Source organism: Streptomyces sp. NPDC110618, assembly GCF_055657065.1.
The window spans coordinates 38351-60505 of record NZ_JBVKBN010000032.1 but is presented as its reverse complement, the minus strand read 5'-3'; the positions used below and the strand labels follow the sequence as shown (position 1 = coordinate 60505).

Here is a 22155-nt window from a genome sequence, read left to right as displayed (position 1 = left end):
GAAACACTCCGAAGGAGAGACGTGAGCGGCAAGGGCGCACCGGAACTGTCCGTACAGGGCGTGGGCGATCTGCGGGTCGCCGTCATCGCGGCGCAGTGGCACGAAAAGGTGATGGACGGCCTGGTGGACGGCGCCCTGCGCGCCCTGCACGACCTCGGCATCGACGAGCCGACCCTGCTCAGGGTCCCCGGCAGCTGGGAGCTGCCGGTCGTCGCCAAGGTCCTCGCCGGACGGGGCTACGACGCCGTGGTCGCCCTCGGCGTCGTCATCCGGGGCGGCACCCCGCACTTCGACTACGTGTGCCAGGGCGTCACCCAGGGCCTGACCCAGGTCTCGGTGGAGACCGGGGTGCCGGTCGGCTTCGGCGTGCTCACCTGCGACACCGAGGAGCAGGCCCTGGACCGGGCCGGCCTGGAGGGCTCCAGCGAGGACAAGGGGCACGAGGCGGTCACCGCGGCGGTCGCCACCGCGGCCACCTTGCGTTCAGTATCCGAACCCTGGCGCTGACGAAGCGGGTATGTGGCATAGGCTGAGCGTCACCATGTCCAAGAAGACGTTCGAGGAGCTCTTCACCGAGCTCCAGCAGAAGGCCGCCACCGGCGACCCCGCCACTTCCCGCACCGCCGAACTGGTCGGGAAGGGCGTCCATGCCATCGGCAAGAAGGTCGTCGAAGAGGCCGCCGAGGTCTGGATGGCCGCCGAGTACGAGGGCAAGGACGCGGCAGCCGAGGAGATCTCCCAGCTGCTGTACCACGTCCAGGTGATGATGGTCGCCCGCGGGATCTCCCTGGACGACGTCTACGCCCACCTCTGAGCCAACGCCGCACACCCGCACATCACTCGCGAACCGCCGCGAACCACACAACGTAAGGAAGCCGACCTCATGCTGCGCATCGCCGTCCCCAACAAGGGTTCCCTCTCAGGCCCTGCGGCGGACATGCTGCATGAGGCCGGCTACCAGCAGCGCCGCGAGTCCAAGGAACTGCGCATCGTCGACCCGGAGAACGAGGTCGAGTTCTTCTACCTCCGCCCCCGCGACATCGCGATCTACGTCTCCTCCGGCCGCCTCGACATCGGCATCACCGGCCGCGACCTGCTGATCGACTCCGGCGCGGACGCCGAGGAGATCCTCCCGCTCGGCTTCGCCCGCTCCACCTTCCGCTTCGCCGCCAAGCCCGGCACCGCGAACGGCCTGGAGGACCTCAAGGGCAGGACGGTCGCCACCTCCTACGAGGGCATCGTCGAGCGCCACCTCGCCGACAACGCCATTGACGCCTCCGTCGTCCACCTCGACGGCGCCGTCGAGACGGCCATCGAGCTGGGTGTCGCCGAGGTCATCGCGGACGTCGTCGAGACCGGCACCTCGCTGCGCAACGCGGGCCTTGAGGTCTTCGGCGAGCCGATCATGAAGTCCGAGGCCGTCGTCATCCGCCGTACCGGCGCCGACACCGAGGACCCCAAGGTGCAGCAGTTCCTGCGCCGCCTCCAGGGCGTCCTGGTGGCCCGGACGTACGTGATGATGGACTACGACTGCCGGGTCGAGCAGCTGGAGAAGGCCGTCGCGCTCACCCCCGGCCTGGAGTCCCCGACCGTCTCCCCGCTGCACAACGAGGGCTGGGTCGCCGTCCGCGCGATGGTCCCCGCCAAGGAGGCGCAGCGGATCATGGACGACCTGTACGACATCGGCGCGCGGGCCATCCTGACGACGGCCATCCACGCCTGCCGCCTCTGAGGACCCGAGAGCGATGTCCGACCAGCCCGACCTCCCCGAACTGCCCGTCACCTTCCGGCCGGGCCGCACCCGGGCCGTGCTGCTCACCGCGGGCGCCGCGATCCTCGTGGTGATCACCGCGGTGGCCCTGCTGCTGGAGAAGCTCGGCCCCGGCGAGCGGCTCAGCTTCGTCCTCACCGGCGCGCTGATGTTCGGCGTCCTGGCGATGCTCGCCCGGGTCAAGGTCGTCGCCGAGGACTCCGGAGTGACGGTCGTGAACATCGCGAGCCGCCGCCGGCTGGAGTGGGCCGAGATCATCCAGGTGAACCTCCGCCCGGGTGACCCCTGGGTCTTCCTCGACCTCAGCGACGGCACCAGCCTGCCCGCGCTCGGCATCCAGCCCGGTATCGCCAAGCAGCGGGCCATCGCCGACGCCCGCGCGCTGCGGGCCCTCGCGGAGGCCCGGGGCACGAGGGATCTGCCGTAGGCCGGCACGAGGGATCTGCCGTAGGCGGCCCCCTCTTGATTAATCTGTTGGCGGAGGCGTTGTCGTAACGCCTCCGCCGCTGATCTCCCCCTGGGTGCGCAGCGGCCCCCTGCTACCCGAGGAGTGACCCCCTCCAGCGATGGACGGATCGTCCTGTAGTACCTGCGCCGCCCCCTCCCGACATACCGAGGCGGCGGCATGACCATCCCCCTGCTGCTCCTTGCCGCGGCATTCCTGCTGATCCTCGCCAACGGCTTCTTCGTGGCCGCCGAGTTCGGCCTGGTCACGGTCGAACGCCCGGAGGCCGAGAAGGCCGCCGCCGAGGGCGACCGACGCGCCCGCACCGTGGTCGAGTCCCTGAAGGAACTCTCCTTCCAGCTCTCCGGCACCCAGCTCGGCATCACCATCACCTCCCTGGTGGTCGGCATGCTGGCCGAGCCCGCGCTCGCCGCGCTGCTGCATGGCCCCGTCACCGCGACCGGCGTCCCCGAGGGCGCCGTCTCCGGGGTCGCCGTCCTGGTCGGCATGCTGCTGGCCTCGGCCGTGCAGATGGTGATCGGCGAACTCGTGCCGAAGAACTGGGCGGTGTCCCGCCCGATGCAGGTCGCCCGCTTCGTCGCGGGCCCGCAGCACGTGTTCGCGCGCCTGTTCCGGCCGGTCATCGCCGCCCTGAACGCCGTCGCCAACCGGCTCGTACGCGCCCTGGGCATCGAGCCCACCGAGGAGCTGGCCTCCGCGCGCACCCCCGGTGAACTGGTCTCCCTGGCCCGCCACTCCGCGCGCGCCGGAACCCTGGAGCAGGACACCGCGGACCTGTTCGTACGGACCCTCTCGCTCGGCGAGCTGGCCGCGCAGCACGTGATGACCCCGCGGGTGAAGGTCAGCGCGCTCCAGTCGTCCGCGACCGCCGAGGACGTGGTCAATCTGACCCGGGCCACCGGCCTGTCCCGCTTCCCCGTCTACCGGGAGCGCATCGACGAGGTCGTCGGCATGGTCCATCTCAAGGACGCGCTCGCCGTGCCCGCCGCCGAGCGGCTGCGCACCCCGGTCGACGCGATCGCCCGCCCGCCCCTGCTGGTCCCCGAGACCCTGCCGGTCCGGCCGCTGCTGGCCCGGCTGCGCAGCGAGCAGCCCATCGCGGTCGTGGTCGACGAGTACGGCGGCACCGCGGGTGTGGTCACCCTGGAGGACATCGTCGAGGAGATCGTCGGCGAGGTCCGCGACGAGCACGACGGACAGGACCTGCCCGAACTCGCCGCGGCCCCGGCCGAGGACGGCAGGCCCGCCTGGGACGCCGACGGCAGTTGCCGGGTCGACATCCTGCAGCGGATAGGTCTCGACGTGCCCGAGGGCCCGTACGAGACCGTCGCCGGACTCGTCGCCGATCTGCTCGGCCGGATCCCGGTCCCCGGCGACAAGGCCGAACTGCCCGGCTGGCGGCTGTCGGTGCGCCAGGTCGGCCACTACCGCGCCGAGCGGGTCCGCCTGGTGCGGACCGCCCCCGTGGCGGAGGCCGCCCGATGAGCCTGCTCCAACTCCTGCTCGCCGCCCTGCTCGTGCTCGCCAACGGCTTCTTCGTCGGCGCCGAGTTCGCGCTGGTCTCCGTGCGCCGCAGCCAGATCGAACCGCTCGGCACCGCCCGCGCCCGCCAGGTGCTCTACGGCCTGGAACACCTGCCGCAGATGATGGCGGCCGCCCAGTTCGGCATCACGGTCTGCTCCCTGACGCTCGGCGCGGTCGCCGAACCGACCGTGGCCCGCCTCCTGGAACCGGTCTTCGCCTGGATCCACCTTCCGCACGCGATGATCCACCCCCTCGGGTACGTCATCGCCCTCGCGACGGTTGTCTTCTTCCACCTCGTCATCGGCGAGATGGTCCCGAAGAACCTGGCGATGGCCGCGCCGGAGAAGGCCGCGCTGTGGCTCAGCCCCGGCCTGGTCGCCTTCGCCCGGCTGTGCCGCCCGATCACCGTCGCCCTCGGCGCCTGCGCCCAGGGCATCCTGCGGCTCTTCCGCGTGGAGCCGAAGGACGAGGTGGAGGCGGTCTTCACCAGCGTGCAGCTGGGCCGGCTGGTGGAGGACGCGGGCCAGGCGGGTCTGCTGGACCCCGAGGAGCAGGAACGCCTGGAGGACGCCCTGGAACTGGGGTCCCGCCCGGTCACGGACGTGCTCCTGGCCCGGGAGTCCCTGGTGACGGTCCCGCCCTCGGTCACCCCGGGTCAGATCGTCGGCCTCACCGCCCGCACCGGGTACTCCCGCTTCCCGGTGGTCGCCGACTCGGGCGCCTTCATGGGCTATCTGCACGTGAAGGACGTACTGGACCTGGAGGACACCGAACGGGCGGTGCCGCAGCAGGTGTGGCGGCCGATGACGACGCTGCGGCCCGAACTCCCGCTGGACGACGCCCTGACGGTGATGCGGCGGGCGGCGACCCATCTGGCACAGGTCGCGGACGCCTCCGGCCGGGTGCTCGGCCTGGTGGCGCTGGAGGACGTCCTGGAACTGCTGGTCGGGGAGGTGACCGACCCGGCGCACCGGACCCTGCCGAAGCAGGCGCTGGCGAGCTAGGTCCACAACTGACGTGGCCCCGCGCCCCCCAGGGGGCGCGGGCTCACATCCCCGGCGGGTCCTGGGGCCCCCGGCCCGACAGCACTTCCCCGTACGCCTGCATCAGGTCCGGCAGCCGCAGAGTCGACAGGTCGTCCCGCGTCAGCGTCCCGGGGTACGTCGACAGCCGCAGATCCCGGTAGGCGCAGCTCTTCTCGTACAGCGTGCGCAGGAACCGTCCGTTGCCCAGCTCGTCGATCCAGCCCTGGTCCACCACGTGCCCCGCGATGGAGCGCAGCTCGTCCAGGGCCTCCTCGTCCCACACGTCGCCGTTCTCCGCGGCCAGCACCTCGCCGATCGCGGTGAGCTCCAGCGGGCGGTAGGAGGGGAAGTCCACGCGAGTGGTGAAGCGGGAGGAGAGCCCGGGGTTGGCGGCGAGCAGCCGGTCCATGCCCTCGGGGTACCCGGCGAGGATCACCACCAGGTGGTCCCGGTTGTCCTCGGCCCGCTTCAGCAGCACCTGGAGCGCCTCGTCGCCGTACGCGTCGCCCTTGCCGTAGCCCGAGTTGGACAGCGAGTACGCCTCGTCGACGAAGAGAACGCCGCCGAGCGCGGAGTCGATGAGCTCGTTGGCCTTCACGGCCGTCTGCCCGAGGTACTCGCCGACGAGGTCGGCGCGCTGTGCCTCGACGAGATGGTCGCCGCCGAGCAGGCCGAGCGCGTAGAACACGCGGCCCAGGATGCGCGCGACCGTGGTCTTGCCGGTGCCGGAGGGCCCGGAGAAGACGAAGTGCCGTTTCGGCGGCTGGACCGGAAGCCCCTGCCCCGCCCGCAGCCGGGCCATGTTCAGCTGCGCGGACAGCGCCTTCACCTGGCGCTTGACCGGCTCCAGGCCCACCATGCGCTCCAGTTCGGCGAGCGCCTCCTCAAGTAACCCGGGGTCGGTGGGTCCCGCGGGCGGCGGCTGGCCGGGCAGGCTCGCCCGCTCCCGTACGGCAGGATCGGGCACCGGGGGCAGCGGACCGGAGGAGGGCATCTCGGGACCGGAGAGCTTCAGGTCGCGGCCCTCGCCGAAGAGCGGGTCCAGGGTGTCGGGGCCGTCCACGGAGTCCTGGCCGAACCCGGTCAGCGTGATCGGGGCGAGATCGCCGGCCTCCTCGTACCCGTCGCCCTCGGCGATGGCGGCGAGCCGGGCGGAGGTGTCCATGAAGGCGGGGTCCACCCGGTGCACCGCCCGGTACAGCGGCAGCGCGGCGGCCGAGCGGCCGGTGCCCTCGTGGGCGCGGGCCAGCCAGTAGCGCAGTTCCTTGCGCTGCGGCTGCTCGCTGCGGCAGCGCATCAGCGCCGTGGACAGCAGCGGTTCGGCCTGGCCGTACATCTCCAGGCGGACCCGGGCCATGCCGCCGAAGAGCCCGGCCTCGATGCCGAGCATGGGGTCGTCGAGCAGCGGGTCGGTGTGCCGTACGAGCTGTTCCCAGTCCTTGACCAGGTAGGCCCGGCAGGCGTGCAGGAAGCGGACCTGGGGGTCGGTGTCCACCGGCGGCAGACCGGCCAGGGCCCGGTCCAGTTCGGGCACGTGGCGGCCGTCCAGCCAGTGCGAGGCGTGCGCGAGCAGCAGGTCGCGCGGGCTCTCCAGCACCGGCTGCACCCACCAGCCCAGCCAGTACCAGGAGTTGAGGGTGCGGCGGTGGCGGGCGCGCTGTTCGCCGAAGCGGTCGCGGTGGCGGAACATCCGCAGCAGCGCGGTCGTGGTGTCCACGCGCAGCGCGTGCAGGCCGAGCCAGCCGTCGGCCATGCCGGGATCGATCCGCACCGCGGTGCGGAACTCCTCCTCCGCCTGCGGATAGGCGCCCATGGTGTAGGCGTCCACGCCTCGCAACCAGGCGAGGTCGGCCGGGGCCTCGGGGCCCTGCGTGCCGAAGTCCATCACGTCCCCCACAAACCGTGCCCCCGTCGGTTGGCCGGCGGGCGTTCACCCGTCGGCCGCCAAGTCGAACCGCCGTACGGCGGACCGCAGTTGCAACGGTGCGCGGAGCAACTGTCCAGGTCGCACCGAGGGCATCGTACCTGCGGTGGTGTCGCCCGCCCCAGGGTCCCGCACGGCCCGTTTGGCGAGGTGGGGACGGATCCGGAGCGCACGAAACGGTGACCGAGGGTGAGCGGATTTCGCCTCGGTACGGCCGGAAAACGGGGTCAGGGCAGAACGAAGCCCCCGATCACGGGGGAACAACCGGGGGCTTCGCGTCTTTCGGGCGGCCTTCGAGGACCGCACATTGAGAACGTAAGACCTGTACGGCCCTTGGGTCAAGCCGAGTTGGGGCACTCCGGCGAGTTCTCGCAGGCCGCCCTTCACAACTTCACCACATTGGGGACGGTCCGTCACTGAGGGTGAGGAAGTGGTCCGTTTCTCCTGTCCCGGCAGGCCCGGGACGCACCTCGTATCCCTCCTCGCACTGACGTACCAGCCAGTCGGCGAAGGGCTTCGAGGGGTCGTCCGCGAAGTGCTTCCGCTCCGCCCGGACCCAGCCGTCCCAGAACTCCCGCTGCTCCTCTCCGTCCCGCGCCCGGCCCCGTGCCCAGGACTGCTCGCGCGGCAGATCCATCCACAGGAGCAAAGCCAGATACGGCCGCAGCGCCCGGCGCCCGGCGCCGACGCCCTCGACGAGGACGACGGGGGAGGGCGGCAGCGGAACGGGGGCCCCGAAGGCACGGGCGTGCCAGTCGTAGGGGGTGTAGTGGGCGCTCTCGCCGCGGGAGAGGGGGGTGATCACCTGGGTCAGCAGCCGGTCGGTCCAGTCGAACAGCTCGTCGTGGCTGGCGATGTCGTCGAGCCGGAGCACCGGCGCCCCGCCCAGCGCTCGTGCCAGCCGCGCGGCGAACGTGGACTTCCCGGACCCGGCGTGCCCGTCGACCCCGACCAGCCGGACCGGACCACAGGAGGGGGACAGGCGGAGAAGGCGCGAGGCGAACTGGTCGATGACGGGTCCCGGAGGGTGTGGGGCAGGTGCCTGCCGAGTCTAGTGATCCGGCCCCCGGGTGATGTCAGAGGTCGAGTCCAATGTTCCTGCGGCGGCATGCCCCGAAGTGCTGGCAGGAGCCCTTTCGTACGTCCATAGTTGGCCCACACACCATAAGGACCTGCCCCGACTCGGACACCTGGGGGTCTTTCCGCCCATGAGCAGATCCGAACAGCCGTCCCGCAGAACCGTCCTGACCGCCGCGGTCGCCGCCGCCGTGGCCGGTGGCGCCGGCGCGGTACCGGCCGCCGCCGCCCCCACCGGGGCGCCCGGCCACGGCAAGCACCCGGCCCGCCCGATCGACAACCGCGCCTGGACGACGTACACCGACTGGCGCTCGGGCACCACCAGGGGCACCCGTGCCGTCGCGGGCTCCCGGCCCGGCGTGATGATCGGTTCCCCCATCGGCCTCGCCGACTACACCGACCCGCACACCGGCACCACCGCCACCTGGGAGTACGCCACCTGGACCTCGCCGGTCCACCGGCTGTCCGTGCCCTCGACCGAGGCCATCGCCTCTTGGAACGCGCACACCCCGGCCGGAACCTGGATCCAGATCGAACTGAAGGGCACCTACTCCGACGGCACCGACAGCCCCTGGTACGTGATGGGGCGCTGGGCCGCCGGGGACGAGGACATCAAGCGGACCTCCGTCGACGACCAGACCGACGACAGGTCGACCGTCTGGACCGACACCTTCGCCATCGACGACCCGGCGACCGGCCTACGCCTGACCGCGTACCGGCTCAGGCTGACCCTGTACCGCAGGCCCGGCACGAAGAAGTCGCCGGTCGTGTGGCGGCTCGGCGCGATGGGCTCCGACATCCCGGACCGCTTCACCGTCCCGGCCTCCACGCCGGGCCTCGCCCAGGAACTGGCGGTGCCCCGGTACTCGCAGGAGATCCACGTCGGCCAGTACCCCGAGTACGACAACGGCGGCGAGGCCTGGTGCAGCCCCACCTCCTCGCAGATGATCATCGAGTACTGGGGCGGCCGGCTCACCCCGGAGCAACTGGCCTGGGTGGACCCGACGTTCGCCGATCCGCAGGTGTGCCACGCGGCCCGGTACACCTACGACTACCAGTACGGCGGCTGCGGCAACTGGCCGTTCAACGCCGCCTACGCGGCCACCTTCGACGGCCTCCAGGGCGTGGTCACGCGGCTCGGCTCACTGGCCGAGCTGGAGCGGCTGATCGCGGCCGATATCCCGGCCATAACGTCCCAATCCTTCCTGAAGGAGGAGCTGACCGGGGCGGGGTACGGCACCTCGGGCCATCTGATGACCGTGATCGGCTTCACCGCCGACGGCGACGTGATCGCCAACGACCCGGCCTCGCCGACCAACGACGCCGTGCGGCGGGTCTACCGCAGGCGCGAGTTCGAGAACATCTGGCTGCGCACCAAGCGGTACAACGCCAGCGGCAAGGTCGTCTCGGGCACCGGAGGCGTCTGCTACCTGTACTTCCCGGCCCGTCCCTCGGGCCGCCAGCGGCTGGCGCTGGCCTCGGTGGGCGTGCGCTGACGGGTGGGCGGCGGCGGCCCTCGGACACGGGTCCGGGGGCCGTCCCCTGTGACCAAACTCTCGGTCGCAAAAGCCCCGCCCGGTGGCAAGGTGGGCGGATGAGCACGAACGCAGCGACGGCCGGCCGGGTCCGCACCGGCGGGCCCCAGGAGAACGGCCCGAAGATCCTCGAACACGTCATGGGGTGGACCCTGGTCGTGGTGGTCGCGATGCTCGTGACCCAACTCGGCCTGCTCTGACCCGTTGTGACCCGACCGGTGTGACCTGACACATATTCGAACCTGTCATACTGCGGATGTCCCGCCGCCCGTATGAAGACCAGGGTCGACATTGAACAGTCAGCAGCACGTTGCCGTCGTCCGGCCCCGGCCCCGCGGTACCGAGCGATCGGCGGCCCGGCGCGCCGAACTCATCGCCATCGGGCGGAGGTTGTTCGCCGACACCTCCTACGACGCGCTCTCCATGGACGACATCGCGCGCCACGCCCATGTCGCCAAGGGGCTGATCTACTACTACTTCCAGTCCAAGCGCGGCTACTACCTGGCGATCATCGAGGACTCCGTCGCCGACCTGGTCACCTATGCGGCGAGCGGTGTCGAACTGCCCCCGGTGGAGCGGGTCCACCGCACGATCGACAGCTATCTGCGCTACGCCGAGGCCAACCAGGCCGCCTACCGCACCATCGTCAGCGGCGGCGTCGGCTTCGACACCGAGGTGCACGGCATCCGGGACGGGGTGCGCGAGGCGATCATCACGACCATCGCCGAGGGCGCGTACGGCCGTACCGACATCGACCCGGTGGCCCGGATGGGTCTGCTGGCCTGGGTGTGCAGCGTCGAGGGTGCGGCCCTGGACTGGATCGACCGTCCCGAACTCTCCCGCGACACCATGCGCGACCTGCTGGTGAAGATGCTGGGCGGCGCCCTGCGCGCCGTCGAGGAACTCGCCCCCTCCTTCCCGGCGCCGGCCCCGGCCCGCCGCGAGCGGTGACACGACTCCCCTTTACGGATCATTGGTCCGGACCAATGCGGTCGGCTCCAGCTTTCTTGGAGTAAGCGGTCGTTAACTGGTGACTGGGTGCCTCCAATCGGGCATACTCACAGCGCACAGCCGCTGGTCAGCAGCTTCCGTGACCCGGGAGTGCGAGCCTCGGCCCGCACCAAGTGAGACCCCGGCGGAGCCGCCCCACCCAAGGCGCACGTCCGCCGATGCGCCCGAAAAGGGAGGAGAGCGTCGCCATGCCCGACCGCGCCCCGCAGCCGGTGGACCGGCAACTGCCCACGGACGAGGCCCGGGACTTGATCTCGCTCGTCCGCGACATCGCCCAGCGCGAGATCGCCCCGAAGGCGGCCGAGGAGGAGGACGCCGGACGCTTCCCGCGCGAGGTGTTCCGACTGCTGTCCGAGTCGGGACTGCTCGGACTTCCCTACGACGCCGAGTACGGCGGTGGCGAGCAGCCCTACGAGGTCTACCTCCAGGTCCTTGAGGAGCTCGCGGCGGCCCGCCTCACGGTCGGCCTCGGAGTCAGCGTGCACACCCTGGCCTCCTACGCCCTCGCCGCCTACGGCACCAAGGAACAGCAGGTCGAGCACCTGCCCGCGATGCTCGGCGGCGGACTGCTGGGCGCCTACTGCCTCTCCGAGCCGTCCTCCGGCTCCGACGCCGCCTCCCTGCGCACCAAGGCGGTGCGCGAAGGCGACGACTGGGTGATCACCGGCACGAAGGCCTGGATCACCCACGGCGGCATCGCCGACTTCTACACGGTCATGGCCCGCACCGGCGAGGACGGCCCGCGCGGGATCACCGCCTTCCTGGTGCCCGGCGACGCCGAGGGGCTGAGCGCGGCGGCGCCCGAGAAGAAGATGGGCATGAAGGGCTCCCCGACCGCCCAGGTCCACTTCGACGGCGTCCGAGTCTCCGACGACCGGCGCCTCGGGGAGGAGGGCCAGGGCTTCGCCATCGCCCTGTCCGCGCTGGACTCCGGGCGGCTCGGCATCGCGGCCTGCGCCATAGGCGTGGCCCAGGCGGCGCTGGACGAGGCCCTGACGTACGCGCGGGGGCGAAAGCAGTTCGGACGGCCGATCTCCGACTTCCAGGGCCTGCGCTTCATGCTCGCCGACATGGCGACCCAGATCGAGGCGGGCCGCGCGCTGTACCTGGCGGCGGCGCGGCTGAGGGACGCGGGGCGGCCGTTCGCCAAGCAGGCCGCCATGGCCAAGCTGCACTGCACCGACACCGCGATGAAGGTGACCACGGACGCCGTGCAGATCCTCGGCGGCTACGGCTACACCGCCGACTTCCCGGCCGAGCGCTACATGCGCGAGGCCAAGGTGCTCCAGATCGTCGAGGGCACCAATCAGATCCAGCGCATGGTCATCGCCCGTCACCTCGCGGGTCCCGAGGGGCGCTGAACGCACCGGGCCGCACCGTCGGCGCCGCCAGCCTGACCCACTCCGGGTCGTGGCGGCCCGGCAGCGTGCGGCCCCGGCCCGCCCACGTACGCACCAGGTCCCGGTAGATCGGCGGGTCGGGGTGGAGCGGCGGTGCCGGCGGAAGCGATTCTGCGGGTGGCGGAACGAAGATGCGGAGCTGACGCCCGGTCGTGGAATAGGTGGGGGTCATACCAGGGCAACGCGGGGGTGACCGGGCAGGTCACCGGTCCCCCGATTCGGGAGTGCGTTCGCCGCTGCCCACCGAGAACCGCCGAAACCGCACCGCGGCACGTCAGGAGCCGCGGTACGGGTTCGGGGTGGTGCGCTACGGGGCCGCTCTCAGGCGGCGTGGCGCCGCATCGTCGGTACGCGCATCGGGCGTGAGCCCGGGCCGCCGACGTGCGAGAAGGGCTGCATCCGCCAGTCGAGGCCCTGCGGGAGCGTCAACAGAAGGGCGGTGTCCTGCTCCTGGGGTTCGGCCGACTCGTCCGCGGAGCGGGCCTCACTGGCGCGGCGGCCGGTGCCGGCGCACACGGTCAGGCCGAACGGGTTCCACGGCGAGGCGCACAGCGCGTGCTCCGGCAGGACCTCCTCGTCCGCCAGCAGCGCGATGGGCTGCGCGCAGTCCGGGCAGATCACCCGGTACATCTCGAAGGTGTCGTACGCGTCGAACTCCTCGTCCGCGGCATCGGACGCGACGGGTTCGACGCCCTCCGGCTCGGGCTCGACAACCGGCTTGGAACGCTTTGCCGCGGTACGACCGGGGCGCTTCAGACTCTGCATGGGATTCTCCCCCTCGGGCTGGGCCGTTCAGGCACTGCGGCCTCGACCACAGCAAGCACTTCCCGCCCCGTCTCGGCGGTAATCACGAGAACATCACGGAGCCGGTTCCATGCCTGTGGCGTTCGTCACATGCCGCCCGCAGGTGCCCGCGGCGGCCGGTTTGTCCCCCGGCCGGCCCACCGGCCGGGCGCCCGCAGATCACGAACTGGGTATGACCTGGGCCGCCGAGGTGTCCCGGGAGGTCAGGGGCACTGTAGGTTCTTGCGCCATGGAGGAGCTGGATCGACAGATCGTGCAGCTGCTCGTCAAGGACGGGCGTATGAGCTACACCGACCTGGGCAAGGCCACGGGCCTGTCCACATCCGCCGTGCATCAGCGGGTGCGACGGCTCGAACAGCGTGGCGTCATCCGCGGTTACCGCGCGGTCGTGGACCCCGAGGCGGTCGGGCTGCCCATGACCGCCTTCATCTCGGTGAAGCCGTTCGACCCCAGCGCGCCCGACGACATCGCGGAGCGACTCGCCGGGGTGCCGGAGATCGAGGCGTGCCACAGCGTCGCGGGCGACGAGAACTACATCCTCAAGGTGCGCGTGTCGACCCCGCACGAACTGGAGGAACTCCTGGCCCGGCTGCGCTCGTTGGCCGGCGTCTCCACCCGTACGACGGTGGTCCTGTCCACGCCCTACGAGGCACGCCCGCCGCGCATCTGAGGCGACCCGCGCGCAGGACGGCCCCGGACAGGCGCGAGACTGTTCCCCATGAGTGAGCGCACCGCCGAGTCCACCACCGTCCTGCTCCGCCGCGGAGAGGTCCACAGCCCCGCCGACCCGTTCGCCACCGCGATGGTCGTCGAGCGGGGCCAGGTCGCCTGGGTCGGCTCCGAGGGCGCCGCGGACGCCTTCGCGGACGGTGTGGACGAGGTCGTGGACCTGGACGGCGCCCTGGTCACCCCGGCCTTCACCGACGCCCATGTGCACACCACCGCCACCGGCCTCGCCCTGACCGGCCTCGACCTGTCCGCCGCCCCCACCCGTCAGGCGGCCCTGGACCTCGTACGGGACTTCGCCGCCACCCGCCCGCACGACAAGGTCCTGCTCGGCCACGGCTGGGACGCCGCCCGCTGGCCCGGCGGCCGCCCGCCGGCCCGGGCCGAGCTGGACGCGGCGACCGGCGGACGGCCCCTGTACCTCTCCCGCATCGACGTCCACTCGGCGGTCGTCACCACGGCCCTGCTGGACCTGGTCCCGGGCCTCGACGCGCCCGACGCCCCGCTCACCGCCGACGCCCACCACGCCGTACGGGCCGCCGCGCTCGGCGCCGTCACCCCCGCCCAGCGCGCCGAGGCCCAGCGCGCCGCCCTCGCCCACGCCGCCTCCCTGGGCATCGGCACCCTGCACGAGTGCGCGGGCCCGGACATCTCCTCCGAGGACGACTTCACCGGTCTGCTCCGGCTCGCCGCCGAGGAGCCGGGCCCCCGGGTGGTCGGCTACTGGGCCGAGCGCGACGTCGACAAGGCACGCGCGCTCGGCGCGGTGGGCGCGGCGGGGGACCTCTTCGTCGACGGCGCCCTCGGCTCGCACACCGCCTGTCTGCACGGGCCGTACGCCGACGCCGAGCACACCGGCGTGGCCTACCTGGACGCCGCCGCAGTCGCGGAGCATGTCGCCGCCTGCACCGAGGCGGGGCTCCAGGCGGGCTTCCACGCCATCGGCGACGCCGCCGTGACCGCCGTCGTGGAGGGCGTGCGCGCCGCCGCCGAGAAGGTCGGCCTCGCCCGCGTCCGCGCCGCCCGGCACCGGGTCGAGCACGTCGAGATGCTCACCCCCGAGACCATCGCCGCCTTCGCCGAGCTCGGCCTGACCGCCTCCGTCCAGCCCGCCTTCGACGCCCTGTGGGGCGGCGAGGAGGGCATGTACGCCGCCCGCCTGGGCGCCGAGCGGGCCCGCACCCTCAACCCCTTCGCGGCGCTGCTGCGGGCCGGGGTGCCGCTGGCCTTCGGCTCCGACAGCCCGGTGACCCCGCTGGACCCCTGGGGCACGGTCCGCGCCGCCGCCTTCCACCGCACCCCCGAGCACCGGGTCTCGGTACGGGCCGCGTTCACCGCGCACACCCGGGGCGGCTGGCGGGCGACCGGCCGCGACGACGCGGGCGTCCTGGTGCCCGGCGCGCCCGCCGACTACGCCGTGTGGCGCACCGACGAACTGGTCGTGCAGGCCCCCGACGACCGGGTGGCCCGCTGGTCCACCGACCCCCGCTCCGGCACCCCCGGCCTGCCCGATCTCACCCCCGGCCGTGACCTGCCGGTCTGTCTGCGCACGGTGGTCGGCGGACGGACGGTGTTCGTACGGCCGGGCGAGTGATCTCCCGGGGTGGCGTACCGCCGATCCGGCGCCGCCACCGCGTCGCGCGACCTGCGCATCCTCCCCGCTGACCAGGGCATTGGCTGAGAAGTCGCAGATCAGACGGCTGTTGACAGCCGACGGCGGGGGGCGGGTAGGTTCGGCGAGTCCACCACCGGACGCCCGACCCGGCACCAGGCAACGTCCGGGAACTCGTCGCGAACGCCGCTGGGTCAGGGACGGTGTGCCGCACCGGGGCACCGTCACTGGGAGCCAGGCTCAGCGCCCGCGCCACGGCGAGGGAACGTTCCGGCCGGTCGGGGAGGTGTGACCCGGGTGGGGCCCGGGTGCTCAGTAGACAACGGCTTTCGGTCGACCCGCAGCCAGCGGGTCCCAGGTCGGCCCGAAGGGTGCCGGGCCCCCATCCGCCGCGCGACGGCATGATCCGAAATGCGGATGACTACCCCGCTCTTGTGCAATGAACACCACCATACGAACGTGATGTCACGTAATCGCAGGCCGAGACCACTAAGGTGGTGCATCTGCGGACGCACACGAAGGGGCAGCAGTGAGCAACGACGGCGACGGGATCCGTGAGGCGGAGTCCTCGGGGAAGCGGTTCGGCCCGCTCGGCACGGCGTTGGTGATCATTCCGACCTACAACGAGGCGGAGAACATCAAGGCGATCGTCGGCCGGGTGCGCACGGCGGTACCCGAAGCGCACATCCTGGTGGCCGACGACAACAGCCCCGACGGCACCGGCAAGCTCGCCGACGAACTGGCCGCCGAGGACGACCACGTCCAGGTGCTGCACCGCAAGGGCAAGGAGGGCCTCGGCGCCGCCTACCTCGCGGGCTTCCGCTGGGGCCTGGAGCACGGCTACGGCGTGCTGGTCGAGATGGACGCCGACGGCTCCCACCGCCCCGAGGAACTGCCCCGGCTGCTCACCGCCCTCAAGGGCGCCGACCTGGTGCTCGGCTCGCGCTGGGTGCCCGGCGGCCGGGTGGTGAACTGGCCCAAGAGCCGGGAGTTCATCTCCCGCGGCGGCAGCCTGTACTCCCGGGTGGCCCTGGACCTGCCGCTGCGCGACATCACCGGCGGCTACCGCGCCTTCCGCCGCGAGACCCTGGAGGGTCTCGGCCTCGACGACGTGGCCTCGCAGGGCTACTGCTTCCAGGTCGACCTGGCCCGCCGCGCGGTCAAGGCCGGCTACCACGTGGTCGAGGTGCCCATCACCTTCGTCGAGCGCGAGCTGGGCGACTCGAAGATGAGCCGCGACATCCTCGTCGAGGCCCTGTGGCGGGTCACCACCTGGGGCGCGCAGGAGAGGGCGGGCAAGCTCCTCGGGCGGGGGAAGAAGCCCGCCGGGCCGCCCCGGCCGTAACCCGCCGAGCCGCCCCGGCCGTAACCCGCCGAGCCGCCCGGCCGTAACCCGCCGAGCCGCCCGGCCGTAACCCCGCCACCGGCGCTTATCCCGCACTGAGCCGCCGCCAGGCACACTGGACGCATGACGACTGGCGCTCCGAGTCCCACGTATCCCGCGCGGCCCCGGCGCTCGCGGCTGCGCACCTTCCTGCCGCTGGGCATCGCCGCCTGGCTGGTGCTGGAGATCTGGCTGCTGCTCCTGGTCGCCGACGCGACGAGCGGCTTCGTGGTCTTCCTGCTGCTGGTCGCCGGCCTGGTGCTCGGCGGCGTGGTCATCAAGCGCGCGGGCCGGCGCGCCTTCCAGAACCTCAACGAGGCACTGCAGCGCGGTGGCACCCCGGCGCCCTCCGGCGGCGGCAACGGCCTGATGATGCTCGGCGGCCTGCTGCTGATGCTGCCCGGGCTGATCTCGGACGCGGTCGGTCTGCTCCTGCTGGTCCCGCCGGTCCAGAAGGCGCTCGGCCGGTACGCGGAGCGGACGGTCGAGAAGAAGCTCCGCCAGGCCGGACCCGGCTCCCTGGGCGACGCCTTCCAGCAGGCCCGCATCCGCCGGCCCGACGGCAAGGTCGTACAGGGCGAGGTCATCCGGGACGAACCGCGGGACACCCCTGAGGACCGGCGGCCCCCGCTGACCCACTGAGCGCCGCCCACTCACGCGGACACACGAAGACCGCGGGCGCCGTACGTCGAAACGTACGGCGCCCGCGGTCTTGTGTTGCTCTCTCGGGTTCCGGACCCGCTGGGACTAGGCCGACTTGCGGCTGTCCCTCGGGTGGACCGCGATGTTCATCGCGCCGGAACGCAGAACGGCCAGGCGCTCCTCAAGGACCTCTTCGAGTTCCTCGCGGGTGCGCCGCTCCATCAGCATGTCCCAGTGCGTACGCGCGGGCTTGGCCTTCTTCTCCTCAGGGCCGTCACCGTCAACCAGGAGTGCCTGGGCCCCGCAGACCTTGCACTCCCACTCCGGCGGGATCTCCGCCTCGACCGAGAAGGGCATCTCGAAGCGGTGCCCCTTCTCGCATGCGTACTCCACGGCCTGGCGAGGGGCCAGGTCGATGCCGCGGTCCGTCTCGTAGCTGGTCACCACGAGGCGCGTGCCGCGAAGAGCTCGCTCACTCATGAATCGTGCCTCCCGGGCTTGTCGCCCACAGGACAGGTGTCGCTGTCGTCGTCATCCGGTCAACGTCCGGTCGGCGGTAAAGATTCCCGTTCCGGGTCATGCGTCGCCGTCGTAGCCGCCCCTTGTTCTACCCACCGGCGCCCGGTTTGTCACATCTGCTAGCAGATGTCACCCAGCGTTTCGGCATCTTTGACGCGCAGTAACGGTACGCCTGGCAGGCCAAACGCGTACACTACAGCCCTTTCGCGTCCAACGCTAAATCCTTGCCGGAACGGGGTTCCCGGCCGCCGCGATCGCCTGCCGCACCGGAACCCGTGCGAGCAGGACGAACCCGAGCGCGAAGAACGCCACCAGGGAGATGATCGCGTCGCGATAGCTCCCGGTCAGCTGGTAGGTGAGCCCGAACAGCAGCGGGCCGAGCCAGCTCATTCCGCGGTCGCTCACCTCGTATGCGGAGAAGTACTCGGCCTCCTTGCCCGGCGGCACCAGATGGGAGAACAGGGAACGGGACAGGGCCTGGCTGCCGCCGAGCACCAGTCCGATCCCGGCCGCCAGGACGAAGAACCACACCGGCGCCCCGGCGGGCAGGAAGTAGCCGGCCGCGAGCGTCACCGTCCACGCCACCAGCGAGCCGAGGATGGTGCGCTTCGCGCCGTAGGTTCTCGCCAGCCGCCCCAGCAGCAGCGCCCCGGCCACCGCCAGCACCTGGACCAGCAGTACGGCGCCGATCAGCGTGGACTGGCCGAGCCCCAGTTCCTCGGAGCCGTAGAGGGAGGCCTGGGAGATCACCGTCTGGATGCCGTCGTTGTAGACCAGGTATGCCAGCAGGAAGGCGAGGGTCAGCGGGTGGCGACGCATGTCGCGCAGGGTCGCCGCGAGCTGCCGGAAGCCGGTTGCTGTCGGCGTCGCGATGCCCTGGGCGGCCGAGCGGCGGTCGCGCAGGCGCCGGAGCGGGACGAGCGTGAAGGCGCCCCACCACAGTCCGGCGGAGGCCAGGCAGATCCGCACGGCGGCGGACTCGGAGAGGCCGAACCTGTCGTGGGCGAGATACAGCACCAGGTTCAGGACGAGGACGAGGGCGCCCGCCGCGTAGCCGAAGGCCCAGCCGCGCGAGGAGACCGCGTCGCGCTCCTCGGGCGGGGCGATCTGCGGCAGGTAGGAGTTGTAGAGCATCATCGCCACGGACTGCGCGGCGTTGGCGACGACCAGCAGGGCGCCGCCGAGCAGATAGCGGTCGCCGTCCAGGAAGAACATCGCCGTCGTCGCGGCCGCCCCGGTGTACGCGGCGGCCGCCAGCAGCGGCTTCTTCCGGCCCGTGCGGTCGGCGGCGGCGCCGACCAGCGGCATCACCAGCACGGCCACGATCACCGACAGGGACACCGAGTAGGCGAAGAAGGACCCGGCGCGCACCGGGATACCGAGCGGATGGACGAAGCCGTCCGCGTCCGCGGCGTTCTCGGCGACCGAGGTCAAGTAGGGGCCGAGGAACACCGTGAGCACGCTCGTCGAATAGACGGAGCAGGCCCAGTCGTAGAAGTACCAGCCGCGCTGTTCGCGGCGCCGGTCCGCGACCTGCTCGGCCGCCGTCGTGCCCATGGTGCCGGTGTCCACCCGCGCCCCTCACTTCCGTCCGGGCCGCGGGCCGCCGGGGTTCAGACCCAGACGCCCCGGTCCTCCATGACCTTGCGCAATGCCTCGATGTGATCGGTCATGATGCCATCGACTCCCAGGTCCAGGAGCCGGTGCATCCGATCTTCCTCGTTGACCGTCCATACGTGGACCTGCAGCCCGCGCGCGTGGGCGGCGCGCACGAAGCGGTGGTCGACGACGGGGATCCCGGACTGTGCCTCGGGAACCTGTGCGGCGACGGCCGACGCGCGCACCGGCGCGGGCAGTCCCCAGGAACGCAGCCGCAGGCCGAGCACCCCGCGCGTGCCGTACGACGTGGCCAGCCGCGGACCGGCCAGCCGCTGTGCCCGGACCACCCGCGTCTCCGAGAACGAGCCCAGACACACCCGGTCCCAGGCGCCGACGCGCTCCACCAGCTCAAGGAAGGGCAGCAGCGCCGGCTCCGCCTTCACATCCACGTTCCAGCGCGCCTCGGGGAACTCCTCCAGCAGTTCCTCGAAGAGCGGCACCGGTTCCCTGCCCGCCACGCGCGCGTGCCGCACGTCGCCCCAGGGCAGGTCGGCGATCCGGCCCGCCCCGTCGGTGACCCGGTCCAGCGTGTCGTCGTGGAAGGCGACGAGCCTGCCGTCGGCAGTGGCGTGGACGTCGGTCTCCAGGTACCGGTAGCCCAGCTCCACCGCCCGGCGGAACTGGAACAGGGTGTTCTCCAGGCCGTCGGCGTCCCCGCCGCGGTGGGCGAAGGGGATCGGACCGGGGTGGTCGAGGTAGGGGTGGCGTATCGGCGTGGTCACCGTCGCAGTATGGCGCGCCGGGGGAGACGCGAGGCAACGACCGCGCTGCCGCCGGGCGCCGCGGGGACGGCGAAGACGCGCAGGAAGAGCTGGGCGAGCGGGCCGATGGCGAGCGCGTACAGGACGGTGCCCACACCGACCGTGCCGCCCAGCAGGAAGCCGGTGATGACCACCGCGATCTCGATGCCGGTGCGCATCAGCCGGATCGAGCGTCCGGTGCGCCGGTGCAGCCCCGTCATCAGGCCGTCGCGCGGGCCGGGTCCGAAGCTGGCCGCGATGTAGAGGCCGGTGGCCACACCGTTGAGGACGATGCCGGCGACGAGAAGGGGTATCCGGACGGCCAGGGAGTGCGCCGCGGGGACGGCGGCCAGGGTCGCGTCCATGGCGATGCCGACCACGAACACATTGGAGACGGTGCCGAGTCCGGGCCGCTGGCGCAGCGGGATCCACAGGAGCAGCACCGCCGCGCCCACGATGATCGACACCACGCCGATCGTCAGCCCGGTCAGTTCGGCGAGGCCCTGGTGCAGCACGTTCCAGGGTTCGAGGCCGAGGCCCGCCTCGACCAGAAGGGCGGAGCTGGCCCCGTACAGCGCGAGACCGGCGTACAGCTGGGTCAACCGTCGTCCTAGACGGCTCCTGGTGGACAAGGTGGGTGCCCCCTGTGGTGGTAGTGGCCTGCCTCATGACACCCTGTGGCTTGAGGAGAACGGCCATCCATGGCCAATTCGGGGAAGGTGGACTGATTTCCATGGCGCAGTGGACCTCGGCGGTGGGGCCGGCTCAGCTCGCCCGGCTGCTCCACTCCCAGCAGGACCGCCCCGCGGGCCCCGGCACGCGCCGCCCGCCCGCCTACCGCGCGCTCGCCGACGGCATCCGGCTGCTGGTCCTGGAGGGCCGCGTGCCCGTGGCCGCACGGCTGCCCGCCGAACGCGAACTGGCGCTCAGTCTGTCCGTCAGCCGGACCACCGTCGCCGCCGCCTACGAGGCCCTGCGCGCCGAGGGCTTCCTGGAGTCCCGGCGCGGCGCCGGCAGCTGGACCGCCGTACCGGCCGGAAACCCGCTGCCCGCGCGCGGCCTGGAACCACTGCCCCCCGAGGCCCTCGGCTCCATGATCGACCTCGGTTGCGCTGCCCTGCCCGCCCCCGAGCCCTGGCTCACCCGCTCGGTGCAGGGCGCGCTGGAGGAGCTGCCGCCGTACGCCCACACGCACGGCGACTATCCGGCGGGGCTGCCCGCGCTGCGCGCCATGATCGCCGAGCGGTACACCGCGCGCGGCATCCCCACCATGCCCGAGCAGATCATGGTGACCACCGGCGCCATGGGCGCCATCGACGCCATCTGCCACCTCTTCGCCGGGCGCGGCGAGCGGATTGCGGTGGAGTCCCCCTCGTACGCCAACATCCTCCAGCTGATGCGGGAGGCGGGCGCCCGCCTGGTGCCGGTCGCCATGGCCGAGGGGCTCACCGGCTGGGACATGGACCGCTGGCGGCAGGTGCTGCGCGACGCGGCCCCCCGTATCGCCTACGTCGTCGCCGACTTCCACAACCCGACCGGCGCCCTGGCCGACGACGACCAGCGCCGGGCGATGGTGGACGCGGCCCGCTCGGCCGGGACCGTGCTGGTCGCCGACGAGACGATGAGTGAGCTGTGGCTGGACGAGGACGTCACCATGCCGCGGCCGGTCTGCGCCTTCGACCCCGCCGGGGCCACGGTCATCACGGTCGGCTCGGCGAGCAAGGCGTTCTGGGCGGGCATGCGCATCGGCTGGGTCCGGGCCGCCCCCGACGTCATCCGTAGCCTGGTCGCCGCACGCGCCTACGCCGACCTCGGGACCCCCGTGCTGGAGCAGCTCGCGGTGAACTGGCTGTTCAGCACCGGGGGCTGGGAGCAGGCGGTGGAAATGCGCCGCAGCCAGGCGCTGGAGAACAGGGAGGCGCTGGTCGCCGCCGTGCGCCGGGAGCTGCCCGACTGGGAGTTCGAGGTCCCCAAGGGCGGTCTCACCCTGTGGGTCCGCACCGGCGGCCTGTCCGGCTCGCGGCTCGCCGAGGCGGGGGAGCGAGTCGGCGTCCGGGTCCCGTCCGGGCCGCGCTTCGGGGTCGACGGGGCCTTCGAGGGGTACGTCCGGCTGCCGTTCACCGTGGGGGGCGCGGTCGCCGAGGAGGCGGCGGTGCGGCTGGCCGCGGCGGCGCGGGTGGTGGAGAACGGCGGGGCCGGGGGCGGGGAGGCGCCGCGGACGTTCGTGGCGTGAGCCTTGTGGGCGGGCGTCAGCCTTGTGGACGTGGCGTGAGCCCTTTGGAAGTGAGTCCTTTGGAAGTGGCGTGAGCCATGGGGAACACGAGAACCGCCTCCTG

General features: G+C 72.1%; 23 protein-coding genes. 15 read left to right on the top strand and 8 right to left on the bottom strand.

Annotated features, from left to right (window positions below; translation table 11 throughout):
- The first annotated feature begins 21 nt into the window (after positions 1–21).
- The 6 genes from ribH (at position 22) to ACZ7L7_RS34870 (ending at position 4765) form a co-directional block, all read left to right on the top strand.
- Positions 22–507, top strand: a complete 486-nt coding sequence (ribH, locus tag ACZ7L7_RS34895) for a 6,7-dimethyl-8-ribityllumazine synthase (RefSeq protein WP_093718911.1) — start codon at positions 22–24, stop codon at positions 505–507.
- A gap of 34 nt (positions 508–541) precedes the next feature.
- Positions 542–814, top strand: a complete 273-nt coding sequence (locus ACZ7L7_RS34890; RefSeq protein ID WP_081223298.1) for a phosphoribosyl-ATP diphosphatase — start codon at positions 542–544, stop codon at positions 812–814.
- Between the two features lie 69 nt (positions 815–883).
- Entirely contained in the window at positions 884–1732 is an 849-nt protein-coding gene (gene hisG, locus ACZ7L7_RS34885; protein ID WP_471591741.1) for an ATP phosphoribosyltransferase, read from the top strand.
- A 13-nt stretch (positions 1733–1745) separates the two neighbouring features.
- Positions 1746–2198 carry a PH domain-containing protein gene (locus ACZ7L7_RS34880; protein ID WP_472077883.1) on the top strand — a complete coding sequence of 151 codons (453 nt, stop codon included), beginning with the start codon at positions 1746–1748 and terminating at the stop codon, positions 2196–2198.
- Between the two features lie 198 nt (positions 2199–2396).
- Entirely contained in the window at positions 2397–3722 is a 1326-nt protein-coding gene (locus tag ACZ7L7_RS34875) for a hemolysin family protein (RefSeq protein ID WP_471429931.1), read from the top strand.
- A complete protein-coding gene (locus tag ACZ7L7_RS34870; protein ID WP_285511349.1) occupies positions 3719–4765 on the top strand; it encodes a hemolysin family protein in 1047 nt (348 codons plus the stop codon). Before ACZ7L7_RS34875 ends, ACZ7L7_RS34870 begins: the two co-directional genes overlap by 4 nt.
- A gap of 43 nt (positions 4766–4808) precedes the next feature.
- Here ACZ7L7_RS34870 and ACZ7L7_RS34865 read toward each other — a convergent pair whose 3' ends face one another.
- Together ACZ7L7_RS34865 and ACZ7L7_RS34860 are read right to left on the bottom strand one after the other, a co-directional pair.
- Positions 4809–6671 carry an AAA family ATPase gene (locus tag ACZ7L7_RS34865; RefSeq protein WP_285511348.1) on the bottom strand — a complete coding sequence of 621 codons (1863 nt, stop codon included), beginning with the start codon at positions 6669–6671 and terminating at the stop codon, positions 4809–4811.
- Between the two features lie 430 nt (positions 6672–7101).
- Positions 7102–7722 (bottom strand): uridine kinase family protein, encoded by a 621-nt coding sequence (locus ACZ7L7_RS34860; protein WP_285511686.1) that lies wholly within the window; start codon positions 7720–7722, stop codon positions 7102–7104.
- 196 nt (positions 7723–7918) lie between these two features.
- Between ACZ7L7_RS34860 and ACZ7L7_RS34855 the strand changes: the two genes are divergently transcribed.
- The 4 genes from ACZ7L7_RS34855 (at position 7919) to ACZ7L7_RS34840 (ending at position 11694) form a co-directional block, all read left to right on the top strand.
- Positions 7919–9283, top strand: coding sequence for a peptidase C39 family protein (locus ACZ7L7_RS34855; protein ID WP_472077882.1), 1365 nt, complete (start codon positions 7919–7921; stop codon positions 9281–9283).
- A gap of 98 nt (positions 9284–9381) precedes the next feature.
- A complete protein-coding gene (locus ACZ7L7_RS34850; protein WP_285511346.1) occupies positions 9382–9522 on the top strand; it encodes an SCO1431 family membrane protein in 141 nt (46 codons plus the stop codon).
- A gap of 91 nt (positions 9523–9613) precedes the next feature.
- Positions 9614–10273, top strand: a complete 660-nt coding sequence (locus ACZ7L7_RS34845) for a TetR/AcrR family transcriptional regulator (RefSeq protein ID WP_285511345.1) — start codon at positions 9614–9616, stop codon at positions 10271–10273.
- A 248-nt stretch (positions 10274–10521) separates the two neighbouring features.
- Positions 10522–11694: an acyl-CoA dehydrogenase gene (locus ACZ7L7_RS34840; RefSeq protein WP_285511344.1), complete on the top strand. Its 1173-nt coding sequence runs from the start codon at positions 10522–10524 to the stop codon at positions 11692–11694.
- Here the strand turns inward: ACZ7L7_RS34840 and ACZ7L7_RS34835 are convergent.
- Both ACZ7L7_RS34835 and ACZ7L7_RS34830 read right to left on the bottom strand, forming a co-directional pair.
- A complete protein-coding gene (locus tag ACZ7L7_RS34835) occupies positions 11657–11905 on the bottom strand; it encodes a hypothetical protein (protein WP_472077881.1) in 249 nt (82 codons plus the stop codon). The genes ACZ7L7_RS34840 and ACZ7L7_RS34835 overlap by 38 nt on opposite strands.
- A 149-nt stretch (positions 11906–12054) precedes the next feature.
- A complete protein-coding gene (locus ACZ7L7_RS34830) occupies positions 12055–12498 on the bottom strand; it encodes a hypothetical protein (protein ID WP_453604211.1) in 444 nt (147 codons plus the stop codon).
- A gap of 268 nt (positions 12499–12766) precedes the next feature.
- On the opposite strand from ACZ7L7_RS34830, the gene ACZ7L7_RS34825 reads away from it, so the two are divergent.
- The 4 genes from ACZ7L7_RS34825 (at position 12767) to fxsA (ending at position 16901) form a co-directional block, all read left to right on the top strand.
- The gene (locus ACZ7L7_RS34825; RefSeq protein WP_093718899.1) at positions 12767–13207 is read left to right on the top strand and encodes an Lrp/AsnC family transcriptional regulator; all 441 of its coding nucleotides are present in this window, start codon (positions 12767–12769) and stop codon (positions 13205–13207) included.
- Positions 13208–13255: 48 nt separating this feature from the next.
- On the top strand, positions 13256–14857 hold the full coding sequence (locus ACZ7L7_RS34820; RefSeq protein ID WP_453604213.1) for an amidohydrolase: 1602 nt from the start codon (positions 13256–13258) through the stop codon (positions 14855–14857).
- Between the two features lie 547 nt (positions 14858–15404).
- The gene (locus ACZ7L7_RS34815; protein WP_471429940.1) at positions 15405–16220 is read left to right on the top strand and encodes a polyprenol monophosphomannose synthase; all 816 of its coding nucleotides are present in this window, start codon (positions 15405–15407) and stop codon (positions 16218–16220) included.
- Between the two features lie 123 nt (positions 16221–16343).
- The gene (fxsA, locus tag ACZ7L7_RS34810; protein ID WP_285511340.1) at positions 16344–16901 is read left to right on the top strand and encodes an FxsA family membrane protein; all 558 of its coding nucleotides are present in this window, start codon (positions 16344–16346) and stop codon (positions 16899–16901) included.
- A 105-nt stretch (positions 16902–17006) separates the two neighbouring features.
- Here the strand turns inward: fxsA and ACZ7L7_RS34805 are convergent, their stop codons facing one another.
- From ACZ7L7_RS34805 to yczE, 4 genes are all read right to left on the bottom strand, one after another.
- Positions 17007–17381, bottom strand: coding sequence for an RNA polymerase-binding protein RbpA (locus tag ACZ7L7_RS34805; RefSeq protein WP_003977404.1), 375 nt, complete (start codon positions 17379–17381; stop codon positions 17007–17009).
- Positions 17382–17636: 255 nt separating this feature from the next.
- Positions 17637–18977, bottom strand: coding sequence for an MFS transporter (locus tag ACZ7L7_RS34800; protein WP_285511685.1), 1341 nt, complete (start codon positions 18975–18977; stop codon positions 17637–17639).
- 56 nt (positions 18978–19033) lie between these two features.
- Positions 19034–19801 (bottom strand): glycerophosphodiester phosphodiesterase family protein, encoded by a 768-nt coding sequence (locus tag ACZ7L7_RS34795; protein WP_285511339.1) that lies wholly within the window; start codon positions 19799–19801, stop codon positions 19034–19036.
- The gene (gene yczE, locus ACZ7L7_RS34790; protein ID WP_285511338.1) at positions 19798–20451 is read right to left on the bottom strand and encodes a membrane protein YczE; all 654 of its coding nucleotides are present in this window, start codon (positions 20449–20451) and stop codon (positions 19798–19800) included. Before yczE ends, ACZ7L7_RS34795 begins: the two co-directional genes overlap by 4 nt.
- A 101-nt stretch (positions 20452–20552) precedes the next feature.
- On the opposite strand from yczE, the gene ACZ7L7_RS34785 reads away from it, so the two are divergent.
- Positions 20553–22052 carry an SCO1417 family PLP biosynthesis transcription factor gene (locus ACZ7L7_RS34785; protein WP_453604220.1) on the top strand — a complete coding sequence of 500 codons (1500 nt, stop codon included), beginning with the start codon at positions 20553–20555 and terminating at the stop codon, positions 22050–22052.
- The last annotated feature ends 103 nt before the right edge of the window (positions 22053–22155 follow it).